25 protein-coding genes and 1 other RNA gene are annotated in these 25,698 nt (G+C 48.2%); 16 read left to right on the forward strand and 10 right to left on the reverse strand.

Features of this window, described 5'->3' with window-relative positions:
• Positions 1-24: 24 nt before the first annotated feature.
• The 5 genes from serA to zapA form a co-directional block, all read right to left on the reverse strand.
• Entirely contained in the window at positions 25-1,254 is a 1,230-nt protein-coding gene (serA, locus tag LY387_RS01880; RefSeq protein ID WP_042473278.1) for a phosphoglycerate dehydrogenase, read from the reverse strand.
• Positions 1,255-1,546: 292 nt separating this feature from the next.
• Entirely contained in the window at positions 1,547-2,203 is a 657-nt protein-coding gene (gene rpiA, locus LY387_RS01885; protein ID WP_234495126.1) for a ribose-5-phosphate isomerase RpiA, read from the reverse strand.
• A 136-nt stretch (positions 2,204-2,339) separates the two neighbouring features.
• Complete coding sequence (locus LY387_RS01890; protein ID WP_234495127.1) at positions 2,340-2,927, reverse strand: 5-formyltetrahydrofolate cyclo-ligase; 588 nt, start codon at positions 2,925-2,927, stop codon at positions 2,340-2,342.
• A gap of 3 nt (positions 2,928-2,930) precedes the next feature.
• Positions 2,931-3,114, reverse strand: a non-coding RNA gene (gene ssrS / locus LY387_RS01895) — 6S RNA.
• A 1-nt stretch (position 3,115) separates the two neighbouring features.
• Entirely contained in the window at positions 3,116-3,427 is a 312-nt protein-coding gene (gene zapA, locus LY387_RS01900) for a cell division protein ZapA (RefSeq protein ID WP_042473283.1), read from the reverse strand.
• Positions 3,428-3,702: 275 nt separating this feature from the next.
• Here zapA and LY387_RS01905 point away from each other — a divergent pair, with 275 nt between their 5' ends.
• The 3 genes from LY387_RS01905 to LY387_RS01915 all read left to right on the forward strand — a co-directional run bounded on the left by LY387_RS01905 (position 3,703) and on the right by LY387_RS01915 (position 6,737).
• A complete protein-coding gene (locus LY387_RS01905) occupies positions 3,703-4,284 on the forward strand; it encodes a YecA family protein (protein WP_234495128.1) in 582 nt (193 codons plus the stop codon).
• A gap of 73 nt (positions 4,285-4,357) precedes the next feature.
• Complete coding sequence (gene ubiH / locus LY387_RS01910) at positions 4,358-5,509, forward strand: 2-octaprenyl-6-methoxyphenyl hydroxylase (protein ID WP_234496037.1); 1,152 nt, start codon at positions 4,358-4,360, stop codon at positions 5,507-5,509.
• A gap of 7 nt (positions 5,510-5,516) precedes the next feature.
• Positions 5,517-6,737 (forward strand): FAD-dependent 2-octaprenylphenol hydroxylase, encoded by a 1,221-nt coding sequence (locus tag LY387_RS01915; RefSeq protein ID WP_234495129.1) that lies wholly within the window; start codon positions 5,517-5,519, stop codon positions 6,735-6,737.
• Positions 6,738-6,923: 186 nt separating this feature from the next.
• Here the strand turns inward: LY387_RS01915 and LY387_RS01920 are convergent, their stop codons facing one another.
• The 3 genes from LY387_RS01920 to ygfZ form a co-directional block, all read right to left on the reverse strand.
• On the reverse strand, positions 6,924-7,130 hold the full coding sequence (locus tag LY387_RS01920) for a DUF1107 domain-containing protein (protein WP_042473288.1): 207 nt from the start codon (positions 7,128-7,130) through the stop codon (positions 6,924-6,926).
• Between the two features lie 674 nt (positions 7,131-7,804).
• Entirely contained in the window at positions 7,805-8,269 is a 465-nt protein-coding gene (locus tag LY387_RS01925) for an aminoacyl-tRNA deacylase (RefSeq protein WP_234495130.1), read from the reverse strand.
• Positions 8,270-8,272: 3 nt separating this feature from the next.
• The gene (gene ygfZ / locus LY387_RS01930) at positions 8,273-9,244 is read right to left on the reverse strand and encodes a tRNA-modifying protein YgfZ (protein WP_234495131.1); all 972 of its coding nucleotides are present in this window, start codon (positions 9,242-9,244) and stop codon (positions 8,273-8,275) included.
• A 227-nt stretch (positions 9,245-9,471) separates the two neighbouring features.
• Between ygfZ and LY387_RS01935 the strand changes: the two genes are divergently transcribed.
• Complete coding sequence (locus tag LY387_RS01935) at positions 9,472-9,732, forward strand: succinate dehydrogenase assembly factor 2 (protein ID WP_042473291.1); 261 nt, start codon at positions 9,472-9,474, stop codon at positions 9,730-9,732.
• A 446-nt stretch (positions 9,733-10,178) separates the two neighbouring features.
• Here the strand turns inward: LY387_RS01935 and nadB are convergent, their stop codons facing one another.
• The gene (gene nadB / locus LY387_RS01940) at positions 10,179-11,786 is read right to left on the reverse strand and encodes an L-aspartate oxidase (protein ID WP_042473293.1); all 1,608 of its coding nucleotides are present in this window, start codon (positions 11,784-11,786) and stop codon (positions 10,179-10,181) included.
• Between the two features lie 372 nt (positions 11,787-12,158).
• Between nadB and rpoE the strand changes: the two genes are divergently transcribed.
• The 11 genes from rpoE (at position 12,159) to acpS (ending at position 21,338) form a co-directional block, all read left to right on the forward strand.
• Positions 12,159-12,737, forward strand: a complete 579-nt coding sequence (gene rpoE / locus LY387_RS01945; RefSeq protein WP_103882021.1) for an RNA polymerase sigma factor RpoE — start codon at positions 12,159-12,161, stop codon at positions 12,735-12,737.
• Between the two features lie 14 nt (positions 12,738-12,751).
• On the forward strand, positions 12,752-13,378 hold the full coding sequence (locus LY387_RS01950; RefSeq protein WP_128649335.1) for an RseA family anti-sigma factor: 627 nt from the start codon (positions 12,752-12,754) through the stop codon (positions 13,376-13,378).
• On the forward strand, positions 13,375-14,355 hold the full coding sequence (gene rseB / locus LY387_RS01955; protein ID WP_234495132.1) for a sigma-E factor regulatory protein RseB: 981 nt from the start codon (positions 13,375-13,377) through the stop codon (positions 14,353-14,355). Before LY387_RS01950 ends, rseB begins: the two co-directional genes overlap by 4 nt.
• On the forward strand, positions 14,352-14,822 hold the full coding sequence (locus tag LY387_RS01960; protein ID WP_234495133.1) for a SoxR reducing system RseC family protein: 471 nt from the start codon (positions 14,352-14,354) through the stop codon (positions 14,820-14,822). Before rseB ends, LY387_RS01960 begins: the two co-directional genes overlap by 4 nt.
• A gap of 112 nt (positions 14,823-14,934) precedes the next feature.
• Positions 14,935-16,728 (forward strand): translation elongation factor 4, encoded by a 1,794-nt coding sequence (gene lepA, locus LY387_RS01965; RefSeq protein WP_042473300.1) that lies wholly within the window; start codon positions 14,935-14,937, stop codon positions 16,726-16,728.
• Between the two features lie 102 nt (positions 16,729-16,830).
• A complete protein-coding gene (gene lepB, locus LY387_RS01970; protein WP_234495134.1) occupies positions 16,831-17,727 on the forward strand; it encodes a signal peptidase I in 897 nt (298 codons plus the stop codon).
• A gap of 10 nt (positions 17,728-17,737) precedes the next feature.
• Complete coding sequence (gene rnc / locus LY387_RS01975; protein WP_042473301.1) at positions 17,738-18,415, forward strand: ribonuclease III; 678 nt, start codon at positions 17,738-17,740, stop codon at positions 18,413-18,415.
• Positions 18,408-19,412, forward strand: coding sequence for a GTPase Era (gene era, locus LY387_RS01980; RefSeq protein WP_234495135.1), 1,005 nt, complete (start codon positions 18,408-18,410; stop codon positions 19,410-19,412). The genes rnc and era overlap by 8 nt, the downstream gene beginning before the upstream one ends.
• A 57-nt stretch (positions 19,413-19,469) precedes the next feature.
• Entirely contained in the window at positions 19,470-20,168 is a 699-nt protein-coding gene (recO, locus tag LY387_RS01985; RefSeq protein WP_042496265.1) for a DNA repair protein RecO, read from the forward strand.
• Between the two features lie 17 nt (positions 20,169-20,185).
• Positions 20,186-20,920: a pyridoxine 5'-phosphate synthase gene (pdxJ, locus tag LY387_RS01990; RefSeq protein ID WP_042473306.1), complete on the forward strand. Its 735-nt coding sequence runs from the start codon at positions 20,186-20,188 to the stop codon at positions 20,918-20,920.
• Between the two features lie 37 nt (positions 20,921-20,957).
• Entirely contained in the window at positions 20,958-21,338 is a 381-nt protein-coding gene (gene acpS, locus LY387_RS01995; protein ID WP_234495136.1) for a holo-ACP synthase, read from the forward strand.
• On the opposite strand, the gene barA is transcribed toward acpS, so the two are convergent.
• Complete coding sequence (gene barA / locus LY387_RS02000; protein ID WP_234495137.1) at positions 21,335-24,154, reverse strand: two-component sensor histidine kinase BarA; 2,820 nt, start codon at positions 24,152-24,154, stop codon at positions 21,335-21,337. The genes acpS and barA overlap by 4 nt on opposite strands.
• 196 nt (positions 24,155-24,350) lie before the next feature.
• Between barA and rlmD the strand changes: the two genes are divergently transcribed.
• Positions 24,351-25,664, forward strand: a complete 1,314-nt coding sequence (gene rlmD / locus LY387_RS02005) for a 23S rRNA (uracil(1939)-C(5))-methyltransferase RlmD (RefSeq protein ID WP_234495138.1) — start codon at positions 24,351-24,353, stop codon at positions 25,662-25,664.
• The last annotated feature ends 34 nt before the right edge of the window (positions 25,665-25,698 follow it).

Here is a 25,698-nt window from a genome sequence, read left to right on the forward strand (position 1 = left end):
TTTTACTGTTTATGGGCGTGTCGATTAGTGAAGAATACGCGCTCGCAACGTCCCTTCAATCTGCTTCAACTTCGCCAACGCTTCTTCCGAACGCGCCGTCTCAACATCAATCACTACGTAACCGATATCTGCAGAAGTCTGCAGGTACTGACCCGCGATGTTGATCCCTTCATCCGCAAAGATGGTGTTGATTTGCGTCAGGATACCTGGGCGGTTTTGGTGAATGTGTAGCAGACGAGAACAGTCTGTGTGCTCAGGCAGTGATACTTCTGGGAAGTTCACGCTTGATAGCGTTGAGCCGTTATCTGAGTATTTCGCTAGCTTACCAGCCACCTCAACACCAATGTTTTCTTGTGCTTCTTGAGTAGAACCACCAACGTGCGGTGTAAGGATCACGTTGTCGAACTTCATCAGTGGAGACTCAAAAGGGTCTGCATTGGTTTTTGGCTCTTCAGGGAATACGTCAATCGCTGCACCTGCTAGGTGACCGCCTTCAAGTGCATCACAAAGCGCAGGGATATCAACTACAGTACCGCGCGCGGCGTTAATGAAGATTGAGCCAGGCTTCATGCGTTCGAACTCTGCCGCGCCCATCATGTTCTTAGTACCTGCGGTTTCTGGAACGTGCAGTGAGATCACGTCACACTTGTTCAGTAACTCAGTCATGGTGTGGACTTGAGTCGCATTACCAAGAGACAGTTTGTTCTCGATGTCGTAGAAGTAGACGCGCATACCTAGGTTTTCAGCAATGATACCCAACTGAGTACCAATGTGACCGTAACCGATGATACCTAGGCGCTTACCACGAGCTTCATAAGAGTTGTCGGCACTCTTCTTCCAGATGCCACGGTGAGCCAGTGCATTCTTTTCTGGAATACCACGAAGTAGCAATAGAATCTGACCAAGTACTAGCTCAGCTACACTTCGCGTGTTTGAGAATGGAGCGTTGAAGACAGGCACACCGCGCTTGGCAGCGGCTTCAAGGTTAACTTGGTTAGTACCGATACAGAAACAGCCAATCGCCACCAGTTTCTCTGCCGCGTTGATCACCTTGTCAGTTAGGTTAGTACGGGAGCGAATACCGATAAAGTGCACGTCTTTTACCGCTTCCATTAGCTCTTCTTCTGGCAGAGAGCCTTTGTGGTAAGTGATGTTGGTGTAACCGGCAGCTTGTAGAACCTCTACAGAAGATGGATGCAAACCTTCCAGCAGAAGAATCTTAATCTTGTCTTTTTCCAGTGAAACTTTGGCCATTGAACTCATCCTTAACATGGGAAATTTGGGCTAAATTGGCGCACATTTGACAGTGAGAATATCAGGGAGGGAGCTTCCAACTGCTTGAGGCAAACGTTTTCCTTGTGCGTCTTGTGACCAATAAAGTAACAAAAAAGTTTAACGATGGGTAAGAAAATTACGGAATAAGGCATAATTTTCTTATAGGAAAACGAAAAAACGGCACCAAGGGTGCCGTTTGTAGTCAAATGACGTAACCACGTTCAATATATCGGCCAGTTATAAATCTGGCGACAACGTGAATGTGGGGTCATTAATCTTCGATTTTTGCGCCTTCTGGCGTACCTGTGATGATTACGTCGGCACCACGGTGCGCGAACAGACCCACAGTAACAACACCTGCTAGTGCGTTAATGCTGTCTTCCATCGCTTTTGGATCAGTAATTTGCATACCGTGTACATCTAGGATCACGTTGCCGTTATCCGTTACCACGCCTTCACGATATACAGGGTCACCACCAAGTTTTACTAGTTCACGAGCCACGTAAGAGCGCGCCATTGGGATGACTTCAACTGGAAGAGGGAACTTACCCAATACGTCTACAGCCTTAGTACCGTCAACAATACACACGAACTTGTCTGAGATAGCTGCAACAATCTTCTCACGAGTGAGCGCCGCACCGCCGCCTTTGATCATGTCGCGAGTTGCGTTGATTTCATCAGCGCCATCGACATATACATCGAGCGCAGCCACATCGTTACAATCGAAAACTTCGATGCCAAGCGCTTCTAGCTTCTCAGTAGAAGCGATAGAGCTTGAAACAGCACCTTTGATGTCTTCTTTAATTGTGCCTAGTGCATCAATAAAGTGGTTAACAGTAGAGCCAGTGCCGACACCGACAATGCTGCCTTTTTCAACATACTTTAGTGCCGCCCAACCAGCAGCTTTCTTCATCTCGTCTTGAGTCATGGTGAAATCCCAGTTTTTAGATTTAAGGTGAAAATGCGGGCGAATTATATATCAAAATCATTAAAAAATGAGCGTAAAGTTGGCGAAATGAAGAAAATCGCCAAAAAACAGCAATCGTTTGCTCGGTGGAGGGGATTTACCAGCGCCAGATCTTGCTCGGTGTCATGATGGTACTAAGAGGAATGTCCCAGAACTCGGTAGGAAGCGCGCTTACCTGCTGACAGTCGTGCGCAAGTCCAATCGCGATAGGACCAGTTGACTTTGACTCCCAGGGTGCCAACGTTCGATCATAGTAACCCCCACCCATACCCAAGCGTTGACCCTGCTCGTCAAAGGCGACAAGTGGCGTAAAAATGATATCGAGGTCAGCGACAGGGCAAATCATTTGCTTATCAAGGCGCGGCTCGAGGATCTTATATTGGTTGTACACCAGAGGCGTTGTCGGTGCGTAACGCAGAAACAATAATTGGCCCTTGGAAAAAGGGTGAATCACGGGAAGGTAGGTGTCGATGCCTTGCTGCCAGCACCATTCAATCATTGGCTGGGCATCTAGCTCACCATCGGTGGCAAGATACAGGGCTATCTTTTTCGCTCGGCTAAGTTCTGGTAACTGCTTAGCACGCTCGACTAACTCATCAGAGTATCGGATTTGTTGGTCTGAACTGATGGCTTGGCGGCGACCTCGAATCAAGGTTCGAATTTGCTGCCTAGTCGATAATGACATTAGGAATACCCCAGAGTGCCGTTGAGGATTGTGGCCCTTGAACCAGCTGGTTCAAGGCGGATCAGCAATGGTAACCGTAGGCTTCTCGGTACGGGCCGAGCTTGCTCAATAGCTATCAAGTACTAACCCTTTGGTATTGCTTATCGGCTCAGGGACTTAAATCCACTGACGCACACCCCAGGGTAAAATTAGGCTTGCTGTCCTTGCTTTACTTTGCTGATGGCATCATCAAGCGATGCCGCGAGCTGCTCCATGCGCTCGTTCATTTCAGTCACTTCTTGAAGTGACTCATTACTGCGGTTGTTAAGCTCATACGACATATTAAGTGCCGCGATGGTAAGCAGTTTCAACTCGTTGGTTACTTTAGTCCTTTCGGACATTTCTTGCAATCGGTTATCCAAGTCTTTCGCTGCTTGAACAAGGGTATCTTTCTGATCTGCAGGACAATTTACCCGAGTCAGTTTACCCAAAATTTCAACTTCGACAGCTTGATTTTCCATAATGACAAGAACTCTTTTAAGTATCACCAATAGCGGTAATGTTGAGGGAGAAACTATAGGTAAAGCCACATTAAGATTCAAGCTTTTCCGGTGACTCAGTGTCAAATGCGTGGCTAATCACACACGAAATCGACAATTCGCACAAAAGCTATTCAGAAACGAGCGCGACACCATTTCCGCCAAGTGTGTGAAGTGGTAGCATGGCACATCAAATTTGAATCAAGGTAGTCTGTTCTTTTTACCACTGACTACCCTACAGGACAACGAGTATCGTTATGAGTGAATCAACACTACCCGATTACATTGCGGTGGCGACAGAGCTACAGCAGGCAGGACTTGCCGTTTCCCCAGCAGAACTACACGGCCTATTGGTCGGTATGTTGAGTGGTGGTTTAGGGCTAAAGGATGACAGCTGGCAACCGCTATTGTTTGATTACACCAACGATGGCCTCGGTTGGCCGCAATCATTGTTGACTCGCTCTAGAGAGTTTCTTGATCTTTCTATCAAAGAGCTCACGGCTGAGCAGAGCTTTGAGCTCGCACTGTTTATCCCTGGTGAAGGTGTGGAAGCCGATCTGTTCGAACAAGCTGATGGGCTCAGCGAGTGGGTCAATCACTTCATCTCTGGCTTGGGGCTTATTAATGCTCAGCTTGCTAAGGCATCGGCGGACACCAAAGAAGCGCTCGCGGACCTAGAAGAGATCGCAAGATTAGGCATCGATGAAGATGATGATATGGAAGAGCAGGCACAGTTGCTTGAGCAGGTTATTGAGCATGTTAAAGCGTGCGTTCTGACCATCCATGCAGAGTTTGGCGTAAAACCAAGTAAAGAATCAGAGACACCTACTATCCACTAGGGTCTGAGAGGGTTTGGCTACAAGGAGAATATCCGTGCCTAAAGAGTATGATGTTGTTATTGCTGGTGGAGCTATGGCAGGCGCAACGCTTGCCATGGCGCTAGATTCCAGCACTAATCATGCGTTAAAGATCGCGGTCGTCGAGCCATATGCGCAAGGTAATGCCGCTCATCCGGGCTTTGATGCTCGCTCTATTGCTCTGTCTTATGGCAGTGTCGAACTTCTGAAACGTTACGACTTGTGGCGTCTCATCGAGGATCACGCTACGCCGATCACCCATATTCATGTCTCAGACCGAGGTCATGCTGGAATGACTGACTTCCATGCCGACAAAGAAGGTCTGGATGCAATGGGGTATGTTGTTGAGTTGGCTGAAGTTGGCCAGCGTTTTAGCGATGAGCTAGCCACTCGCTCCCACATCGATTTGTTCTGCCCTAGCGCAGTAACGCACCTTGCTCAGCAGCAAGATAAGGTGGTTCTGGACCTCACCTCTGACGAAGGTGACCAGCAGCTTCAAGCTAAGCTAGTGGTTGCCGCCGACGGTGCAGATTCTGCGATTTGCCAAGCGGTTGGACTAGGACAAGAGATTCGAGATTTCAATCAAGTTGCCGTTATTGCGAATGTGCTGACTAGCGAGGCACCAAACGGTCGAGCGTTTGAACGATTTACAGAACATGGTCCATTGGCCTTGCTCCCAATGTCACAATCGCGCAGCTCACTTGTTTGGTGCTTGCCCCCAGAGGAGGCAGCGGATGTGCAATCGCTCTCGGAGTCAGCGTTTCTTGAGAAACTGCAACAGGCATTCGGGTGGCGTTTAGGGAGGTTTACTCGCGTAGGCTCTGTGGTTAGCTATCCACTCTCGCTCAAACACCGTCCACAAATCGTTAGCCATCGAGTGGCTGCGGTAGGCAATGCGGCACAAACTCTTCACCCGATAGCAGGGCAAGGCTTCAACCTCGGAATTCGCGATATTGCGACTCTGGTCGATTCGTTACTGGAAAACCTTAAAGATGTCGGCGATTACGCTAATCTAACAAGGTTCCAGGCACAACGTCAGTCGGATAGAGAGCTGACGATAACCATGACATCAGGTTTGGTGCATGTATTTTCCAACGATTTGCTCACGCTACGCGTAGCTCGAAATCTTGGATTGGCAATGATGGACAATTTCCCACGTCTGAAGACGCCAGTGTTCAACCGAGCGTTGGGTGTGGTGAAAAGGTAAGGCAAAGATGCAAAGTTTTGACATCGCCATTGTAGGTGGCGGAATGGTGGGGCTGGCGCTAGCGCGTGCCCTAAAAAATACCGGAATTCGAATCGCAATTGTGGAAGGCTCTCAACCTTCTAAAGATTTGAGTGGAGACCCAGACATTCGTGTCTCCGCACTTAGCCGAGCGAGCGAAACTATTTTAAAAAATTTGGATGCATGGGAAGCGATTCAAAACCACCGCTGTGCACCCTACCAGGCGATGGAAGTGTGGGAGCAAGATAGCTTTGCGCGTATTGAATTCTCTGCCAGCCAAATGTCTCAACCGAACCTAGGTCATATTGTTGAGAATCGTGTGATTCAGTTGGCGCTGCTAGAACAGGTGGAACAGCAAAGTAACGTGACGCTATTCATGCCGCACCGCTGCCAATCGATGGCAATTGGTGAGAGCGAGGTTTGGACCACACTGGATAACGGTCAGTCCTTTACGAGCAAACTCATCGTTGGTGCAGATGGCGCCAACTCTTGGGTTCGTAAGCAGCAAGATATTCCTCTGACGCATTGGGACTATGGTCATAGCGCTTTGGTTGCGAATATTTCGGTAGAGGATCATCACCAGCGTGTCGCTCGTCAGGTGTTTACTTCTCAAGGGCCATTGGCTTTCTTACCTATGGTGGATGATAACCTTTGCTCCATCGTGTGGTCGACAGAGCCAACGCGAGCAGAAAAACTCGCGAAGATGTCAGATGCTGAGTTCAATAAAGCGTTGACTGCTGAGTTTGATAGCCGTTTAGGTTTATGCCAAGTTCAGTCTGAGCGACGCGTTTTCCCGCTGACCATGCGTTATGCTCGAGATTTTGCAACTGAGCGCGTTGCTTTAGTCGGTGATGCGGCGCATACGATCCATCCATTAGCAGGGCAGGGGGTTAACCTTGGGCTGCTTGATGCGGCGAGCCTAGCACAGGAACTGCTTAAACTATGGAACTCAGGACAAGACTTGGGTCGCAAACGTCATTTAAGAGAATACGAACGCTGGCGTAAAGCCGAGGCGGCGAAAATGATTGCGGCTATGCAAGGCTTTAAGGACCTGTTTGAAGGCGATAACCCAGCCAAGAAGTTATTCCGTGGTATCGGTATGAGCCTAGTAGGGCAATTGCCGGGGGCAAAACAGGAAATTATGAGTCGTGCATTGGGGATGCAAGGTCGCTTACCTGAGCTTGCAAAAGCGGTTGTGAATCAAGATTAATCGTAGTCTCTGATCCAAAAGCAAAAGGACAGCATGAATGCTGTCCTTTCTTAATTCGGTTGTGTTTTTCTAATGCGCTAATTCTAATGAGCCTATGCTTACGAGCCTATGCTTGCGAGCTCAGGTCTAACGCGATGCTGCCTTGATGTTGATGAGAGCGCAGCGAGATTATGACTAAACTTTCATCTATGCGTAGGCGCACCTCAGTTTCATCACTTCTTGATTTACTTCTTTTACGGCCTGAAAGTGGCGTTTCTCTGCACGCTCAGGGATGATCAATTTGCCGTTATCGAACTCAAAGCCACCGAGTCCATAGATGTAGATCTTTCCTTTAAACAATCGACTTATATGTTTAGCAATCATACCTGGCGTATAGCGCTTAAACAGTCTCATTTAGCCTTCCTTATCGTGTTACCTAGCATTGTCCTAGCTCGAGAATTATAGATAAAACCCTAGCTAAATTGTGTGATTGAGAGGGCTTAATTCGTCCTCTATCGGGGTCACTTTTTGGTTTTGTGGTACGTTTTGCAATTCTTCCACTTGCCAGCCTATTCCGCGTGATACCTAGCACAAAAGCGCGTTGAGGGGGCTTCCATTTATTTCGGTATCCTGTTTCAGATAGGCTAGTCACTAGCAAACGAGAATCAACATTATTCTCCAGTACTTAGTGGGGGAAAAAAGCGTACGTTTGCTATTGCTTACGGATTAATAGACCGGAGAAATCAGAAAAAGTTGTCACCAGACATAAACTTTTACAGATTGAGTGAGGGCGATAAAGTTGATACCAATAGGTAAAAAAAAAGCCCGCACAGCGGGCCAAATGTCACAGATGCATTACACAAAAGTGGAGTTACTGCACTAGGCAGAGATTCACTCTAGTGTGATATTCAGTTCGTCGTGACGATGAACTGAACACAAAACCACCATATCGTAATTTTTACTCTGTGACTATTTATGCTGAATAAATGTATAACTTTTCATTGAGGTAAGTGATAAAACTCGACGGTTCTCACAGTTCCTTGCGCAGAGTGAACAAAATATTACATAAGATCCCGTTTAATTGGGCGCTAACGAATGATGTCACCCCATATTGGAGAGCAGTTCTGAACCAGATCGCTAAGAGCGAGCTCAATGCCCGCAATGCGCTCACCGCTGCTAATTGTCACTGTGGGTGTGGTTTGGAGAGAATGATCAAAGAGAACTGGCATTGGGGTCTTGATAAGTAGGGGAGTGACTGTCCCTATTTGATATCCGGTTAGCGACTCAATTTCTTTGCTATCGACACACGTCATACGTCGGGACTGGAGCTGTGCTCGTACTTTCTTTGGGTCAATTTGGCGATCACCCGGGCAACACGCGAGGGCATATTGATTGCCCATGTCTCTGAGTACCATGGCTTTCACCATCATATTGGGCTTGATACCACGTAATAACGCCGCATCTTCAATGGATACGGCCTCTCTAGATTGCATAAGGACACGAAACGCAATGCCGTTCCGTGTCAGATACTCAGTAATCGTGGTGTTGATCATCTATTATTCTTCATCCAGCGGATAAGGAGGAAGTGCGAGCGATAGGCGACTTTCTGGCTGAGACGATAGACGGAACTCTACATCTTGCTCAAGGTTGTTGTTGACGATAATAGAGGCAAGCAGGGTGTTGTCATCGTATTGGAATGTGGCTAGGACATCGCCCGCTTTACGCCAGTTTTCGCCAACCGAACGCTCAATAACGATCTCGTCACCATCTGCGACCGGCGCTGGTAATGTGCCTTTTACCGTTGCCAGCATGCGCTTGTTGATCCCACGGTACTTTGCTCTTGCTACGGTTTCTTGACCTGTATAACAGCCCTTGCTGAAACTTATACCATCCAGTGCTTGCAGGTTAAACGCCTGAGGAATGTGTTGGCTTTGCATAGCATCTGTCAGTGTAGGTAGACCCTGCTCGATATCGAACTTGGTCCATAGTGCTTCTTGAACCCAAGTGAGTGAATCCTGGCTTTGTAGCGCAGAGACAAGCTCAGCATCAGCCAGAACAAACCATCTCTCTTCGGATACTTTTACCGCAGTACTGCCATTGTGTTGTCTTACGTCGCCGCTCACAGGGAAGTGCTGCTCGATCCAAGCGCTCGCCTGCTCGCCCAGCACGCCAAAGCAGGCTTTATCACTTTGGGTAAACTCGACCTTAGAAAATACCGCGTACTTTTTCAGTTCTGCGAGTTCTTGAACAATCGCGCTCTGAGGCTGAAACATTGCGTAGCCATGCTCGGTATGAAATAGGCGGAAGATGCTCCACACTTTGCCTTTGGCATCACAATGCGCGCCCAATGTTGACTGCTGAGGCTCAAGCGAGACCACATCACACGTTACTTGACCTTGAAGATAAGACTTAGCGTCGTCTCCCGATAACTCAATGGCGCCCCATGACGTTAGCGGCGTAAACATTAATGAAGGTAGCGTTGTCTCTGGCGTTAAAGATAGTGCTTGAATGCTTGGTTGCCATTCCATAGATTGTGATCTCATTGTTAAACATAGTGGCTATGTTAATCCTCACCGTGGCATTTGTCAGCTTAAACTGCGTAGGATAAATGAGGTGAGGACGTGGGAAGCAAATAAGACAGAGTGTGTTGCACGAAATCTTGTGAGCAAAGTTGAGTTTGTGTGATACAGAGTGTGGTGGGGCACTCACTTGCTTGTTACACTCGGCTCATATTGAGTAGTAGATGGAGATTAGAATGTACTCTAGTGAAGAAAAAGCGCGCATCAAGTGGGCGTGTCGTAGAGGTATGTTGGAGCTCGACGTGGTAATTATGCCTTTCTTTGAAGAGTGCTTTGATACTCTCAACGATCAAGAGCAACGAGACTTCGTATCCCTGCTAGAATGCGATGATCCTGACCTGTTTACCTGGGTCATGGGGCATGGGCGTAGCGAGAATCTTGGGCATGCGTCAATGGTCGACAAAATCGTGGCACACAACCTAAGCAAAGTGCGTTAATTCTATTGTCTGGGGGGCAGGCATCGACTCATCACCTTGACCTGCTCCTTCATTCTTCTGCTTTCCCCTTCTATATTGATATCATTATCAGGCTATTCCTCTGTAGCCTAATTGTCTTCTCGCCTATTCCTTTGGTCATTGTGCCAGTTGCTTTTACTTTTGTTATCACTTCTTCAATGCTCAGGCCCTGTGTTGTTGGACGGCTGCTGCTTAAAGACGAGGTTTGGTATCTAAACAGTGAGGCGCTGAGAAACGTACAGTTTAGTCTCGCGCTATCGCCTTGGGTGATTGCGATAAAAGATAGTCGATATGGTTGGCGTCTTATCTGGCGCTCTTCGGCTTGTGAGACAAGTTATCGTCACTTAATCGTGAGCATAAAAAAGCAGCCGATGTAGCGGCTGCTTTTAAAGAGAGTTGAGTCGAATCAACGATTCATTGTGTGCTCGTTACTCATTAGGTGTCAGAATAGTTGGCCCGCTGTTCTCTAGCATATCTGGGTAATCTAGCGTGTAGTGAAGACCACGACTTTCTTTACGCTGCATCGCACAACGAACCATCAGCTCTGCAACCTGAAGAAGGTTACGAAGCTCGAGTAGGTTGTTGGATACCTTAAAGTTGCTGTAATACTCATGCGTCTCTTGCTGAAGCATTTGAATACGGCGCAGCGCTCTTTCTAAGCGTTTGTCGGTGCGAACAATCCCCATGTAATCCCACATAAATAGGCGCAACTCGTGCCAGTTATGCTGAATGATAACCTCTTCATCAGAGCAACTGACTTGGCTTTCATCCCAGTCCGGAATAGCATCAACCACGCTCGCGTCGTCAAATTTGGTCAGGATATCTTTTGCCGCTGCCCAGGCATACACCACGCACTCGAGCAGTGAGTTAGATGCCATACGGTTGGCGCCGTGAAGACCCGTGTAGCTCACCTCACCAATCGCGTATAACTGGTCGAGATCGGTTTGACCGGTTTTATCCACCATGACGCCACCACAGGTATAGTGAGCGGCAGGAACGATAGGGATCGGCTCCTTGGTCATGTCGATACCCAGATCTTGCAAGCGCATGTGAATAGTCGGGAAGTGCTTAATAATGAACTCTTCTGACTTGTGGCTGATGTCTAGGTACATGCAATCTGCGCCAAGGCGCTTCATTTCGAAGTCAATAGCGCGAGCGACTACATCACGCGGCGCAAGCTCTTCACGCTCATCAAAATCAGGCATGAAACGAGTGCCATCTGGGCGTTTTAGGTAAGCCCCTTCACCACGCAGTGCTTCTGTAAGCAAGAAGTTACGCGCGTCTGGGTGGAAAAGGCACGTTGGATGGAATTGATTGAACTCTAGGTTCGCAACGCGGCAGCCTGAACGCCATGCCATCGCGATACCATCACCCGATGATACGTCGGGGTTTGAGGTGTATTGGTAGACCTTAGAGGCACCGCCTGTCGCGAGGACCACGAATTTAGCGCGCACGGTTTCTACGTGTTCTTGGTTTCGGTTCCAGATATAAGCCCCGACAACCTTGTCTTTGCGTCCGCCTACTTTATCTTCGGTAATAAGATCGAGTGCATTATAGCGTTCGAAGATCTCAATGTTTGGATGGCTGAGTACATTGTCTTGAAGTGTTGTTTGCATCGCCATGCCTGTGGCGTCAGCCGCGTGCAGAATTCGGCGATGGCTATGACCACCTTCACGAGTTAAGTGGTAACGAGGGGCTTCGTCTTTGGCTGTTTCAACTTGGTCAAATGGAACGCCACCGTCGATGAGCCATTGCACACACTCTTTCGCGTTCTCAGCGATAAACTGCACGGTATCTTGTTCGCACAGTCCAGCACCAGCAATATTGGTGTCATTGACATGAGATTCAATGCTGTCTGCTTCATCAAAAACAGCCGCAATACCGCCTTGGGCGTAGTAGGTTGCCCCTTCACTTAGCGGGCCTTTACTTAAAACAATAACCTTCGCGCGCTCAGCAACTCGAAGCGCAAGAGAAAGACCAGCAGCGCCACTTCCTATGACTAAAACATCACAAAGATGTTCTCGGTTTGTGTTCATAATTCTATTAAAATCCTGACCTATAGTAGAGTTAGCAAACTCTACTCAGCTAAAAGTGCACGATAGGAAGCTGCCTAATGCAGCTGGCGAAGGGCACTTGCTATGAGGATTACCACCTTGAGTAACACATTGAAAAACTCGTTGTGTTGCGGCGTTAAGTAATCCATTCTAGAGAATTGACCCCATTGTAGTTGACGCCAAATCACATTGTGAATGATAAATAACAAAAAAATGCAGAAATTTTGGAACTTTCCAAATTGCATAGAGTCACAATAGTGCTCATGTTAGCGGTGGTGTCAAGACTACATTATGCATAATTAATACTCATATCTGAGAAGGTAAGAGTAATAACGAATAGGAGTGAACGCTCGCATGAACGAGCAGCCGACCGATCAGGTGTTGATTGAGCGCGTTCAAAGTGGAGATAAACAAGCATTTAACCTATTGGTTTTGCGCTATCAAAACAAGGTTTGCAATCTCATATCAAGATACGTGAGCAATTCGGGCGATGTAGCGGACATAGCCCAAGAAGCATTTATCAAAGCGTATCGAGCGATCCCGACGTTTAGAGGCGAGAGTGCCTTCTATACTTGGTTGTATCGCATAGCAGTGAACACCGCAAAAAACCACATAGTGGCACAGAGTCGAAGACCGCCTGCCAGCGATGTGGATGCAGAAGATGCCGAATTTTTTGAAACCGGTAACGCTTTGAAAGAAATTTCGAACCCTGAGAACTTAACGTTGTCGAACGAATTGAAGCGAACAGTTTTCGCTGCAATTGAAGCGTTACCAGAAGACTTAAAGACTGCGATGACCTTACGTGAGCTTGATGGTTTGAGCTACGAAGAAATCGCAGAAGTAATGGATTGCCCAGTAGGAACGGTGCGTTCGCGCATCTTCCGTGCTCGTGAAGCGGTAGAGAAGAAGATTAAGCCTCTTCTTCAACGCTAAAACTAGTTACAACTATGGTGAATATAATGGCTGACAAACAGAAGCTTTCAGCATTCATGGATGGAGACCTGATCGATGACGCGTTAATTGAAGCGTTAGAGAACGATCAGGAGAGCAAAGAAGCCTGGCAAAACTATCATCTGATTGGTGATGTGATGCGAGGTGATGAGCCGCAGAGTCTGGATTGGAACATCGCTGAAAGCGTGGCGCTAGCTCTTGAAGATGAGCCTGCGCATCAAAGCGTGAACACCGAAACGGTTACTCCGATTGAATCACAACCAACGCCTTCACAGGCGAAGCGTCAGTTGCCAGCGTGGCTCACGCAGTTTGGTCAAGTGGGTATTGCGGCGTGCGTATCCATGGCTGTGATTCTGGGTGTTCAACAGTTCTCTGGCCAAGATGCAACGCAGCCAGAGATTGAGCAACTTCCTGTTTTACAAACGATTCCATTTGCCGGTAGTGCAGAGCCAGTGAGCTTGACTCGTGACTCAGTCGCTAAGACGAGTTCAAACGAAAGCGCTAACGTGCAAGAGCAGCGTCGTCGTATTAATGCGTTGCTGCAAGACTACGAGTTGCAATTACGCTTAAACAGCGAAGACCACGCCTCGCTGAATACGGATACAGAATCGGTAATTGAATGAAAAAACTTCTGACCAGTTCGTTATTGCTGTTCAGTTTGTTTGCTAACTCGGCCTTTGCAGAAGAGGAATCTTCTGTAGAGGCTTTGTTGCATCAGATGAATGAAGCCAGTCAGCAATTGAACTACGAGCTGTCTTATATCCTTATCAAAAAGAGCAGTATTGAACCTCTGCTCTATCGTCATGCGACTCATGAAGAGCAGCAGCTCGCACACTTAGTTTATTTGAGCGGTCCTGTCCGAGAAGTTATCCGACGCGGCAACGAAGTCAGCTATATCGAACCTGGTGTCGATCCGTTTACGATTGAGTCGGGTAAGATGGTGGCACCATTGATGCCACTACTAAACAGTGACATCAAGAAGCTGAGTCAGTACTACGACTACGTTAGAGTTGGACGTGCTCGAGAGGCTGGCGCTGCGGCGCAGGTGTTCCGAGTAGTACCAAAAGATGGCCTGCGTTATTCCTACGTATTGTGGGTGGACGAAAAGAGCAAACTGCCACTGCGCGCTGACCTGTTGGATCGTGATGGCGAGATCTTAGAGCAGTATCGCGTGATCTCATACAGCATCAACGATCACATTGCGACTATGCTGAGCTCATTAGATGAGGTTCAGCTTCCAGCTGTGTTGTCTCTTCCAAAAGGCAACATCGAGAATACGTTCTGGCAGGTGGGTTGGGTGCCAAGTGGTTTCAATCCGAAAGACTTGAATCGCTACCGAATGATAGCTTCAGAGGATGTGGTGGAAAGCCAAATGTACACCGATGGGTTATTTAGCTTCTCGGTCTATGTGTCTGAGCGTGACAGTAACTCTATGAAAGGGCAACTGATTCGCCAAGGGCGCCGCACCGTACACAGCATAGTGACCGGCGATAAACAGATCTCTGTTGTTGGCGACATTCCTCCAGCCACTGCGCAGCGTATCGCACAATCTGTTAAACTGAATAAAGTACAGCAAGCAGATGAAGGCGTAACCCCATGATGACCGCTCTTGCAACGGTGACCTCGGTGAAAAGCCGTGGTCATCGTTATCAAGTCGAATTGAGCTGCGACCAACAAACCAGTTGCAGCTCTTGCCAATCAAAAAACAGTTGTGGAACCGGCATTGTCACCAAAGCGGTCGGTAACAAACAGCTGAACTGGCACCTACTGACCTCCAAAACCGTCAACCCAGGCGATGTTGTTGAAATCGCGTTTCCAGAGAAAAGTCTTCTGCAATCAGCAGCATTGATCTATTTATTGCCGCTACTGTTTCTGTTTTTGGGAGCGATGGCTGGCCAGTTGTGGTTGGCGCCCTTACTTGGCGGCAGTGAGCTGGTGGTGATTGGTTTTTCAGCAATTTCTGCCTACCTTGGCTTCAGACTCGCGAAAAAATGGGTGTCACCGATGGAAGCGGCATCGCATCAACAGGTTGAATTGGTGCGGGTGCTCGGGCAGTCCATTGCCTAAATAAGGTGCGAACCGCAACGAAATTGGGTAGAATCTGCCAACTTAATTGAAATGCGTGTTTTTTCCGCTATTTCATTCCCTAATTGTTTAAGAGTTTAGCTACACCAAATCTATGAAGCACATTCGTAACTTTTCTATTATCGCCCACATTGACCACGGTAAATCGACGCTGTCGGACCGTTTGATCCAAGTTTGCGGCGGCTTAAGCGACCGTGAAATGGCGGCACAGGTTCTTGATTCTATGGATCTAGAGCGCGAGCGCGGTATCACTATTAAAGCTCAGAGTGTTACTCTGGATTACACGGCGAAAGATGGGGAAACCTATCAGCTAAACTTTATCGATACTCCAGGACACGTTGACTTCTCGTACGAAGTATCACGCTCACTGGCGGCTTGTGAAGGTGCACTACTGGTGGTTGATGCGGGTCAGGGCGTTGAAGCTCAGACACTGGCGAACTGCTACACCGCAATTGAAATGGAACTTGAAGTAGTTCCAGTTCTTAACAAGATCGACCTTCCTGCAGCAGAGCCAGAGCGCGTAGCTGAAGAGATCGAAGAGATCGTCGGTATCGATGCGATGGAAGCGGTTCGCTGTTCAGCGAAGACCGGTCTGGGTGTGGACGACGTTCTTGAAGAGATCGTAAAAGCGATCCCTGCACCAGAAGGTAACCCAGACGATCCGCTACAAGCACTGATCATTGACTCTTGGTTCGATAACTACCTTGGTGTTGTCTCTCTAGTACGTATTAAAAACGGCGTGCTGAAGAAGAATGACAAGATCAAAGTAATGAGCACCGGTCAGGTTTGGGGTGTTGACCGTATCGGTATCTTCACACCTAAACAAGTTGATACGACTGAGCTAAATACTGGCGAAGTAGGCTGGGTTGTGTGTGGTATCAAAGACATCCTTGGTGCGCCAGTGGGTGATACACTGACCACAGCTAAGAATGGCTGTGAAGTGGCACTACCAGGCTTCCAAAAAGTTAAACCACAGGTATATGCGGGTCTATTCCCAGTATCGTCTGATGATTACGAAAACTTCCGTGATGCGCTAGGCAAATTGAGCCTAAACGATGCGTCACTGTTCTATGAGCCAGAGAGCTCAGCTGCACTTGGTTTCGGTTTCCGTTGTGGCTTCTTGGGTATGCTTCACATGGAGATCATCCAAGAGCGTCTAGAGCGTGAATACGACCTAGACCTGATTACGACAGCGCCGACGGTAGTCTACGAAGTAGAGAAAACGGACGGTTCACTTCACTATGTTGATAGCCCAGCGAAACTGCCGGCAACCAACGACATTGAAGAGATCCGTGAGCCAATCGCGCGTTGTAATATCCTAGTACCATCAGATTACCTAGGTAACGTGATTACGCTTTGTGTTGAGAAGCGTGGTACTCAGGTAGACATGGTTTATCACGGCAACCAAGTGGCTGTCACTTACGATATCCCGATGGCAGAAGTGGTACTCGACTTCTTCGACCGTCTGAAGTCGACCTCTCGTGGTTACGCATCACTGGACTATAACTTCCAACGCTTTGAAGCGTCGAACATGGTTCGTGTGGACGTACTGCTTAACGGCGACACGGTTGACGCATTGGCCATCATTACTCACAAAGACCAGTCTCAGAGCCGTGGTCGTCAGTTGGTTGAGAAGATGAAAGAGTTCATCCCTCGCCAGATGTTCGATATCGCGATTCAGGCTGCGATCGGTAACCACATCATTGCGCGCTCGACTGTGAAACAGTTACGTAAAAACGTAATCGCGAAATGTTACGGTGGTGACGTGAGCCGTAAGAAGAAACTGTTGAAGAAACAGAAAGAAGGTAAGAAGCGTATGAAGCAGATCGGTAACGTCGAGCTGCCTCAAGAAGCGTTCCTTGCGATTCTACACGTAGGCAAAGACTAATTTTTTTGCCTAACGTGGCGACATAATACAGCAGAAGTGAAAGTGCTCAGTGAGTGCTTTCACTTTCGTTATTTTTAAAGATACGAAAATTAAGGGAATTGAATGGCTAATACCTTCTCATTGATCCTCGTCATCGTGACGTTAGTGACTGGTGTCGTTTGGGTTTTGGATAAGCTCGTATTAAAAAAGCAGCGTCAGCAGAAGCTGGCGGATATCCAAGCGCAAGCAAATCAAATTGATGAAGAGACAGCAAACAAAGCGGTCGCACCATCTTGGTTTGTTGAGAATAGTGTTTCAATCTTCCCTGTGATTGCCTTTGTTTTGGTGTTGCGTTCGTTTATCTACGAACCATTCCAAATCCCATCAGGGTCAATGATGCCGACACTATTGGTTGGTGATTTCATCTTGGTTGAGAAGTATGCCTACGGACTAAAAGATCCAGTGTGGCGCACTCAGCTCGTTGAAACTGGCAAACCTGAGAGAGGCGATGTTGTCGTATTTAAGTACCCACCGCAGCCAAACATTGACTACATTAAGCGTGTCGTTGGCCTGCCGGGTGATACGGTTCGTTACAGCGCTCGTAAGGACATCTGTATTCAGCGTCCTGGCGAGTCAAGCTGTAAGCCGGTTAAGCTGTCTAATGTCCAAGACAGTCCGTTTATCCAAAATGGTATCCCGCTTATCCAAATGGATGAAAAGTTGGGTGAAGTAGGTCACCAGGTATTGGTGAATCCACTGCGTCGCGACCGTGTTGATCAATATCAGCCACGCAACGGCGTGAACGAATGGGTTGTACCTGAAGGTCAGTACTTTGTGATGGGTGATAACCGTGACAACAGTGCCGATAGCCGCTACTGGGGTTTTGTGCCAGAAGGCAACTTAGTGGGTAAAGCGGTTGGCATTTGGATTAGCTTTGAATTTGAACGTGGTGCAGACAGCATTCTGCCTACATGGATCCCAACCGGTGTCAGATTTAATCGCATCGGTGGAATAGACTGAACGAGAGAGCATGAATTCTCCTATTAAACTTTTAGAAAAAAAGCTCGGCTATCAGTTCAATGATAGCGAGCTGCTGATGCTGGCGCTGACTCACCGCAGCGCCCACGGCAACCATAACGAACGACTAGAATTTCTGGGCGATTCAATTTTAAGTTTTGTCATTGCTGACGATCTTTACCATCGTTTTCCTAAGGTAAACGAAGGGGACATGAGTCGAATGCGTGCCACCTTGGTTAGAGGTAACACTCTGGCTGAGCTAGGGCGTGAATTCGTCTTGGGAGATTACTTAAAATTAGGTCCAGGTGAGCTGAAGAGTGGCGGATTCCGTCGTGACTCAATCTTGGCTGATGCGGTTGAAGCGATCATTGGCGCGATTTATCTTGATAGCGATGTCGAGACGGTTCGCGGCATCGTGCTGAGCTGGTATCAATCGCGTCTTGATGCGATCAAGCCGGGTGTGTCACAGAAAGATCCAAAAACTCGCCTGCAAGAGTTTCTACAAGGTCGAAGAAAACCACTCCCTGTCTACACAGTGACTAATATTAAAGGGGAAGCGCATAACCAAGAGTTTACCGTTTCCTGTGAAGTGGCAGGTGTGGATAAGCCTGTTATCGGCAAAGGCACCAGCCGCCGCAAGGCAGAACAAGCGGCTGCGGAACTGGCTCTAGAGAAACTGACCAATGTCTGATAAACCAAATTCTGATCAAGAGTTCGATCTCGATGCGTATTTCGCTTCAACGAGCGACTCGACAAGCGCGGCAACTCAAGAAAGCACCGGTGAGCAGCACTGTGGCTTTGTGGCTATCGTAGGTCGCCCTAACGTCGGTAAATCGACGCTGCTTAACCGCATTTTAGGACAGAAGATCTCAATCACCTCACGCAAGCCTCAAACAACGCGCCACCGTATCATGGGTGTGGACACTGAAGGTGACTATCAAGCGATCTATGTCGACACTCCGGGTCTGCATATCGAAGAGAAGCGTGCGATCAACCGCCTAATGAACCGCGCAGCAAACAGTTCTCTAAGTGATGTGAACTTGGTGCTATTCCTTGTGGATGGTACGCAGTGGACCGACGACGATGAGATGGTATTGACCAAGCTGCGTAAGTCGAACTTCCCTGTTATCTTGTGTATCAACAAGGTAGACAACGTGAAGGATCGCAATGACGTGATGCTGCACATGCAAGAGATGACCAAGAAGATGGAATTTGTTGATGTAGTGCCAATTTCGGCCAAGCACGGCAAAAACATCGACGTGATTCGTCAGCACGTTCGTGAGCACCTGCCTGAGGCGATTCACCACTTCCCTGAAGAGTATGTGACCGACCGCTCTCAGCGTTTTATGGCGTCTGAAATCCTGCGTGAAAAGCTAATGCGGTTCACCGGTGACGAGCTACCTTACTCGGTAACGGTTGAGATTGAGCGCTTCGATTACAACCCGGATACGGATGGCTTCCACATTAATGCGCTGATCCTTGTAGAGCGCAGTGGCCAGAAGAAGATGGTGATTGGTAAAGGTGGTGAGAAGATCAAAACCATCGGCCGTGAAGCGCGTCTTGATATGGAAGAGCTGTTCGACCGTAAAGTGTATCTAGAGACCTGGGTGAAAGTGAAATCAGGTTGGGCTGATGATGAGCGTGCACTGCGCTCTCTTGGCTACATCGACGATATCGAAAACAAATAATACCGTAGATCAGAGTAGCACTCGCTGCTCTGATCCCTTTTAGACAGAATATGACCTATGGATGGATTGCAACGCTGCTTTGTTTTGCATCGAAGACCTTACAGTGAATCGAGCTTAATACTCGATGTATTCAGTGAGGAATATGGTCGTGTCACGCTGCTTTCCAAAGGCGCTCGAAGTAAGCGCTCGAATCTCAAAGGCGCTCTACAGCCTTTCACCCCATTATTGTTGAAGTGGTCCGGCAATGGCTCAATGAAAACATTGAGACAAGCGGAAGCCATCAGTCTTGGTCTGCCGTTAACCGGTGTGAACCTCTATTCTGCCATGTACGTGAATGAGCTAATTGCTCGCGTATTGGCAAGTGAGATCCCGTTTCCTGAATTATTTCACGACTATCTTCAAGCTTTAACAGAGCTCGCCCACAATACCAATCCTGAACCTGCGTTGCGGCGTTTTGAACTCGCTCTACTTTCTGCAATGGGATACGGTGTAGACTTCTTGCACTGTGCTGGTACTGGCGAACCTATAGATCCGACAATGACTTATCGTTATCGGGAGCAGAAGGGATTCATCGCGAGTGTGCGTAGAGACAATCTGACCTTTTTAGGTGAAGAGCTCATCGCCATCAGTGAGCGACGTTTCCTGAGTAAAACACAGTTACAAGCGGCAAAACGCTTTACACGCATAGCATTAAAGCCGTATCTTGGCGGAAAACCATTAAAAAGCAGGGAGCTGTTTCGAATGAAGCAGTCCTGATCATGGAGTAATCATCGATGAGTTCTATCCTTTTAGGTATCAATATTGACCATATCGCGACCCTACGTAATGCTCGTGGTACTAAGTATCCAGACCCAGTGCACGCAGCAGAGATTGCTGAGCGTGCAGGCGCAGATGGCATCACGATTCACCTTCGTGAAGACCGCCGCCACATCCTAGACCGCGACGTGCGTATCCTGCGTGAAACGCTGCAAACGCGTATGAACCTAGAAATGGCAGTGACCGATGAGATGATCGACATCGCGCTGAAAACTAAGCCTGAATTCGTGTGTCTGGTACCAGAGAAGCGTGAAGAGTTGACGACGGAAGGTGGTCTAGACGTTAAAGGTCAGTTTGAAAAGATCAAGGCAGCAACAGAGAAGCTAACGGCAGCAGGCATTAAAGTGTCTCTGTTTATCGACGCTGATCGCGAGCAGATCGATGCGTCTAAAGCGGCAGGTGCGCCATTCATCGAACTTCACACCGGTCACTACGCGGATGCTGAAACGGAAGAAGATCAGCAAGACGAACTGAAGAAGATTGCTGCAGGTGCAAGCTACGCGGCTGACATCGGTATCACGGTTAACGCAGGTCACGGTCTGACTTACCACAACGTTGGCCCTATCGCAGCCTTGCCAGAGATCTATGAGCTGAACATTGGTCACTCTATTATTGGTCGTGCTGTGTTTGATGGCCTACATAAAGCCGTTGCCGACATGAAAGCGGTTATGGAAGCGGCGCGCCGCGGTTAATCCGAGCACGGTAAATAACAAGTAGAGGCAAAGCGTAGTGGCAATCTTAGGACTTGGGACAGACATAGCGGAAATCGAGCGTGTAGAGAAGGCGCTATCGCGAACAGGCGAGGCGTTTGCTCAGCGTATCTTGACCGACAGTGAGTTTGCGCAGTTCCAGAGCCTGAAGCAGCAGGGGCGCTTTTTAGCAAAGCGCTTTGCTGTCAAGGAAGCTGCCTCTAAAGCTTTAGGTACGGGTATTGCTCATGGTGTCACGTTCCATGATTTTGAAGTCACAAACGATGATCATGGCAAGCCTTTACTGACGCTCAATAAAAAAGCCGCACAAATTGCGGCTTCTATGGGGGTGGTGTCTAACCACCTCTCTATCTCTGACGAGCGACACTATGCCGTCGCGACAGTCATTTTTGAAAGCTAGCCCTTGTCTTGGCTGTTATCCCCTTTTAGATACAGCTTGGAGCTTTCCAGAACCTTATCCATCTCATCCTGCAGCTCAAACAGTTCAGGCTCAATGTCTTCCAAAGTGTCTCCGGCACGCAATGCTTTTTCAATCGTAGCGCAGATAGATTTTAGCCTTGGAACTCCGCAATACGAGCAACTGCCGTGCAGTTTGTGGATCAAATGAATCACCTGCTCGACATCATCAAAGCCATTATCAAGGATATTCTCACTTAACTCGGCGACTTCAGGAATAAAGTCGACCAGCATCTGGAGCATATCGATAGCCAGATCTTCTTTGTTTGCAGCTTGCTTGAGCGCAGCATTCCAATCAATCACTTGTGAGGTTGGCGCCTCGATGACAATCGGTTGAGGTGTTTCTGACTGCTGTGCTACGTCGCTCGGTGCGACAAAATCGAGACATGACTCTGGCTCCGATGGACGCACTGGTACCCATTTGTTGATCACTTGCAGTAGCATGGTCTCGTCAATTGGCTTGGTGAGGTAATCATCCATCCCCTCAGACAGCAATCTATCGCGCTCCCCAGTCATCGCATGGGCAGTCACTGCAACCACAGGTGTCGCGCCATTTTGCTGAGTCTCTTTCACCAGTTTACACGCCGTCACACCATCCATTTGCGGCATTTGAATATCCATAAATACCATATCGAAATGCTGCTCTTGCGCCTTCTCGACAGCCGCTTGACCGCTGGTACAAGAGACGACCGTTTCGACACGTTCAGAAAGAAGCGCCGTAATCAGCTTAAGGTTCGCTGGGTTGTCGTCTACCGCCATCACATTCAGTGCGCGTTTCTCAGTAGAGGCCACCTCAACCACAGGGGCGATGAGTGCCGGCTGCTTCTCAACCAGCGATTGCAGCAGTTTCTTACGTGACAATGGCTTGGTGAGGCACTGTACGTCATGGGTTTGCATTAGGTAATCAGAGAGCGCCAGCTGAGTACTTGCGGTACCAATGATGATGTTCGACGTCGATTGCTTACAGCGAGCGATCCAATCCTCAATCAATGTCAGTGGTACTTCTTCATTGGTAGGCAAGCAGACAATGATGTAGTCAAACGACTCAATACGCTCAGGTAAGGTTGAGCGATAGGTCACCATGACACCTTCATTGGTCAGTGTTTGTTGCAACACCGAGGCGGCTTGCATATTTGGCTCAACCAAGAGTAGGCGCTTGTTATTGATCACTGCTGGGTCAATAGGGTCTAGCATAGGAATATCGGTTGAGCTGAGTTTCACCGTAAACCAGAAGGTCGAGCCTTGGTGCAGGCGACTGGTTAGACTGATGTCACCACCCATTTGTCCCACCAGTTTCTGAGTGATAACCAGACCCAGACCCGTACCACCGTAGCGTCTCGAGATACTGGCATCTGCTTGACTAAATGCTTGGAATAACTGCGCCTGTTGACGCTCTGAGATACCGATACCGGTATCACGCACCATAAATTGCAGTTCCACTCGGTCTTCTTTGGTGCTCTTGAGTTCTACGGAAATATCAATATTACCGCGCTCGGTAAACTTGATTGAGTTACCCACAAGGTTCGTCAGGATCTGCTGGATACGCAGCGGGTCTCCCACCAAGCCGCTTGGGATCTTAGGATCAATTTTTAAGGTTAGCTCTAAGCCCTTTTCATGAGCGCTGGTGGCCTGCAGGGCGACGACTTCATCGAGGCTATCTTGGAACTCGAAAGGTATATTCTCCAGAGCCAGCTTACCAGCTTCTAGCTTCGAGAAATCAAGAATGTCATTGATGATGTTCAGCAGGTTGTTCGCTGATTTTTCAATGGTTTGTAGATAGTCTGTCTGGCTATTGGTGAGTTGAGTCTTCAGCATCTGACGCGTAAAGCCAATCACACCATTAAGCGGGGTTCGTAGCTCGTGTGACATGTTCGCCAAGAATTCAGATTTCACTCGGGCAGCTTCTTGTGCGCGTTTTTTCGCGATATCCAGCTCGACGTTTTGGATCTCAAGCTGTTCAAGTGTTTCTCGCAGATCCGAGGTGGCCTGGTCGATGCTGTGTTGCATCTCGACATGATACTCAGACAGCGATACCGCCATGGCGTTGATACCGTTTTTCAGTGAGTCGAGCTCACCATGCATCTTACCCTCAATTCGCACGTCGAGGTGACCACGACGGATACGGTCGACCATATTCTTCATGTGTGAGATAGGGCGCGTAACATCGTACATGAGTCGATAAGCGAAGATGCCTGACAAGATAAGCCCTAAGACCATGACCAGGATGGCGGAGAAGACTTCTTGGTATTGCTGCAGGCGTAGCGAAGAGAGGTCGAGTTCAATCGCGATATAGCCAAGCATCTGGCTGGTAGAGGTCAATTCTCGGGTGTCCGATACCAATTGGCTCTCGGCCAAAATAGGCGCACGCAGTATCAGAGTATTATCATGAAACTCTGATGAGCTGAGAAACGGTATTGGTCTATCTTTGGGAAACGTCAGCGTATCAAAGTTGGGATGAAAGTTTGAGGTGACAAACAGTTCATGAGAGGCGTCGAACACCGCTATACTGCGGACAAATTTTGAGTTTTTGCGGTGGGCGTAACTTATAAGGCGTCGGACGGATTCGCGGCTCTGATTAACAAGTCCTTGCTCACTGGCGATAGCGAGTGGCTCTATGATGCTCGCCCCCGCATTCAGTACCTGTGATTCAAGGTCGTGATAACGGTTATACGAGAAAAAGGCACTCAGAAGAAGACCGATGATTAAGGTCGGTGCCAAGGTCAATGTGATTACGCGAGCGCGAAGGCCGTATCTTGTCATTTTAATTCGAAGTCATTATTTGCCAACAGAGTATTATCTGATGGGGGGATATGGGACAATACCCAGTATTGCATCCTCAAGATGACGTAAGCTTAATCAAAGCAGCGCTGTTCGACAATCATTCAGACTCAGAATAGTGAAACTCTAACAATATTTTAAAGGCGCAGAGCACTAACGCTTTGCCTTGGAACTGGTCATGGCACGTTTTTTTAAACCAACAAAGAAAACCTCTTTCTCCAAAAAGCACCAAGAGGTGCAGATTGAACGCATGGATCACCACGGCGCAGGTATTGGTTACATCAACAAGAAGCCTGTATTTGTCGAGGGAGCCCTAGCGAATGAAAAGGTGTTGGTGCAGTTGACGGAAAGTAAAGCTAAGTTTGCCAAAGCCAATCTCATCAAGGTCTTAACGCCATCTGAACAGCGCGTCGAACCGTTTTGCCCTCATTATTATGAGTGCGGCGGTTGCAATCAGCAGCACTTAGAGCGTGAAGAACAAATCACCCACAAAGAGCGTGTGCTATCGCAGTTGATGACTAAGTTTGCGGGGCAGACTCTAGCGTTATCACCGTCGATCACGGGAGAAGGGCGTGGCTACCGTCGCCGCGCGAGATTGAGTATTCATGTCGATAAGCAGCGTGGTCTGATGATGGGCTTTCGACGCAAACAGAGCAATCAGATCGTCGATGTCGACCATTGCCCTGTGCTCGATAACAAGCTCAATGCATTGATTCCTGAGTTACGTAAGATTTTTGATGGCTTTAAACAGCCAAATATTTTAGGGCACCTTGAACTTGTGCTTGGCGAGGCAGGACCTGTCGTGGTTATTCGTCACACCAAAGCACTGAGCGAGAAAGACCAAACCCGTTTAATCGAGTTTGCTGAGCAAATGGGTATCACGCTTTATTTGATGCCAGAGGCCAATCAATTAGATCGAGTGGTCGGAGAGCAGCCTTATTACGCCGAGGTTGGCTTTAAGCTACCGTTTTTGCCTTCCCACTTTATTCAGGTTAATCAAGCGATCAATGAGCGTATGGTGACGCAAGCGCTAGAGTGGCTCGCGCCAGTAGAAACGGATCGCGTATTGGACCTATTCTGTGGGTTGGGTAACTTTACCCTGCCGCTAGCCAGTCGCAGTGCTCACGTGGTTGGTGTTGAAGGTGTCCAAGATATGGTCGACTGGGCCGCGGATAACGCGAAACTAAATGGCCTTTCGAATGTCGAATTTTATCAAGCGAATTTGGAACAAGAGCTGTCTCAGCAGCCTTGGGCATCGCAGCAGTTTGATAAGATTTTGTTAGATCCTGCAAGAGCGGGTGCGAGCGGCGTGATCGACCAAGTTTCCGCATTAGGTGCGACACGTGTACTTTATGTTTCTTGCAATCCTGCTACCCTTGCGAGAGACAGTCAAAGCCTACTTGAACAAGGCTACACATTGACTCGATTAGGTATGATGGATATGTTCCCTCATACCAGTCACCTTGAGTCGATGGCGTTGTTTGAAAAATAGCGCAGATGTCATAGTAATAACGCTAACTTGGATA

It is taken from the genome of Vibrio maritimus (genome assembly GCF_021441885.1).
GTDB lineage: Bacteria > Pseudomonadota > Gammaproteobacteria > Enterobacterales > Vibrionaceae > Vibrio > Vibrio maritimus_B.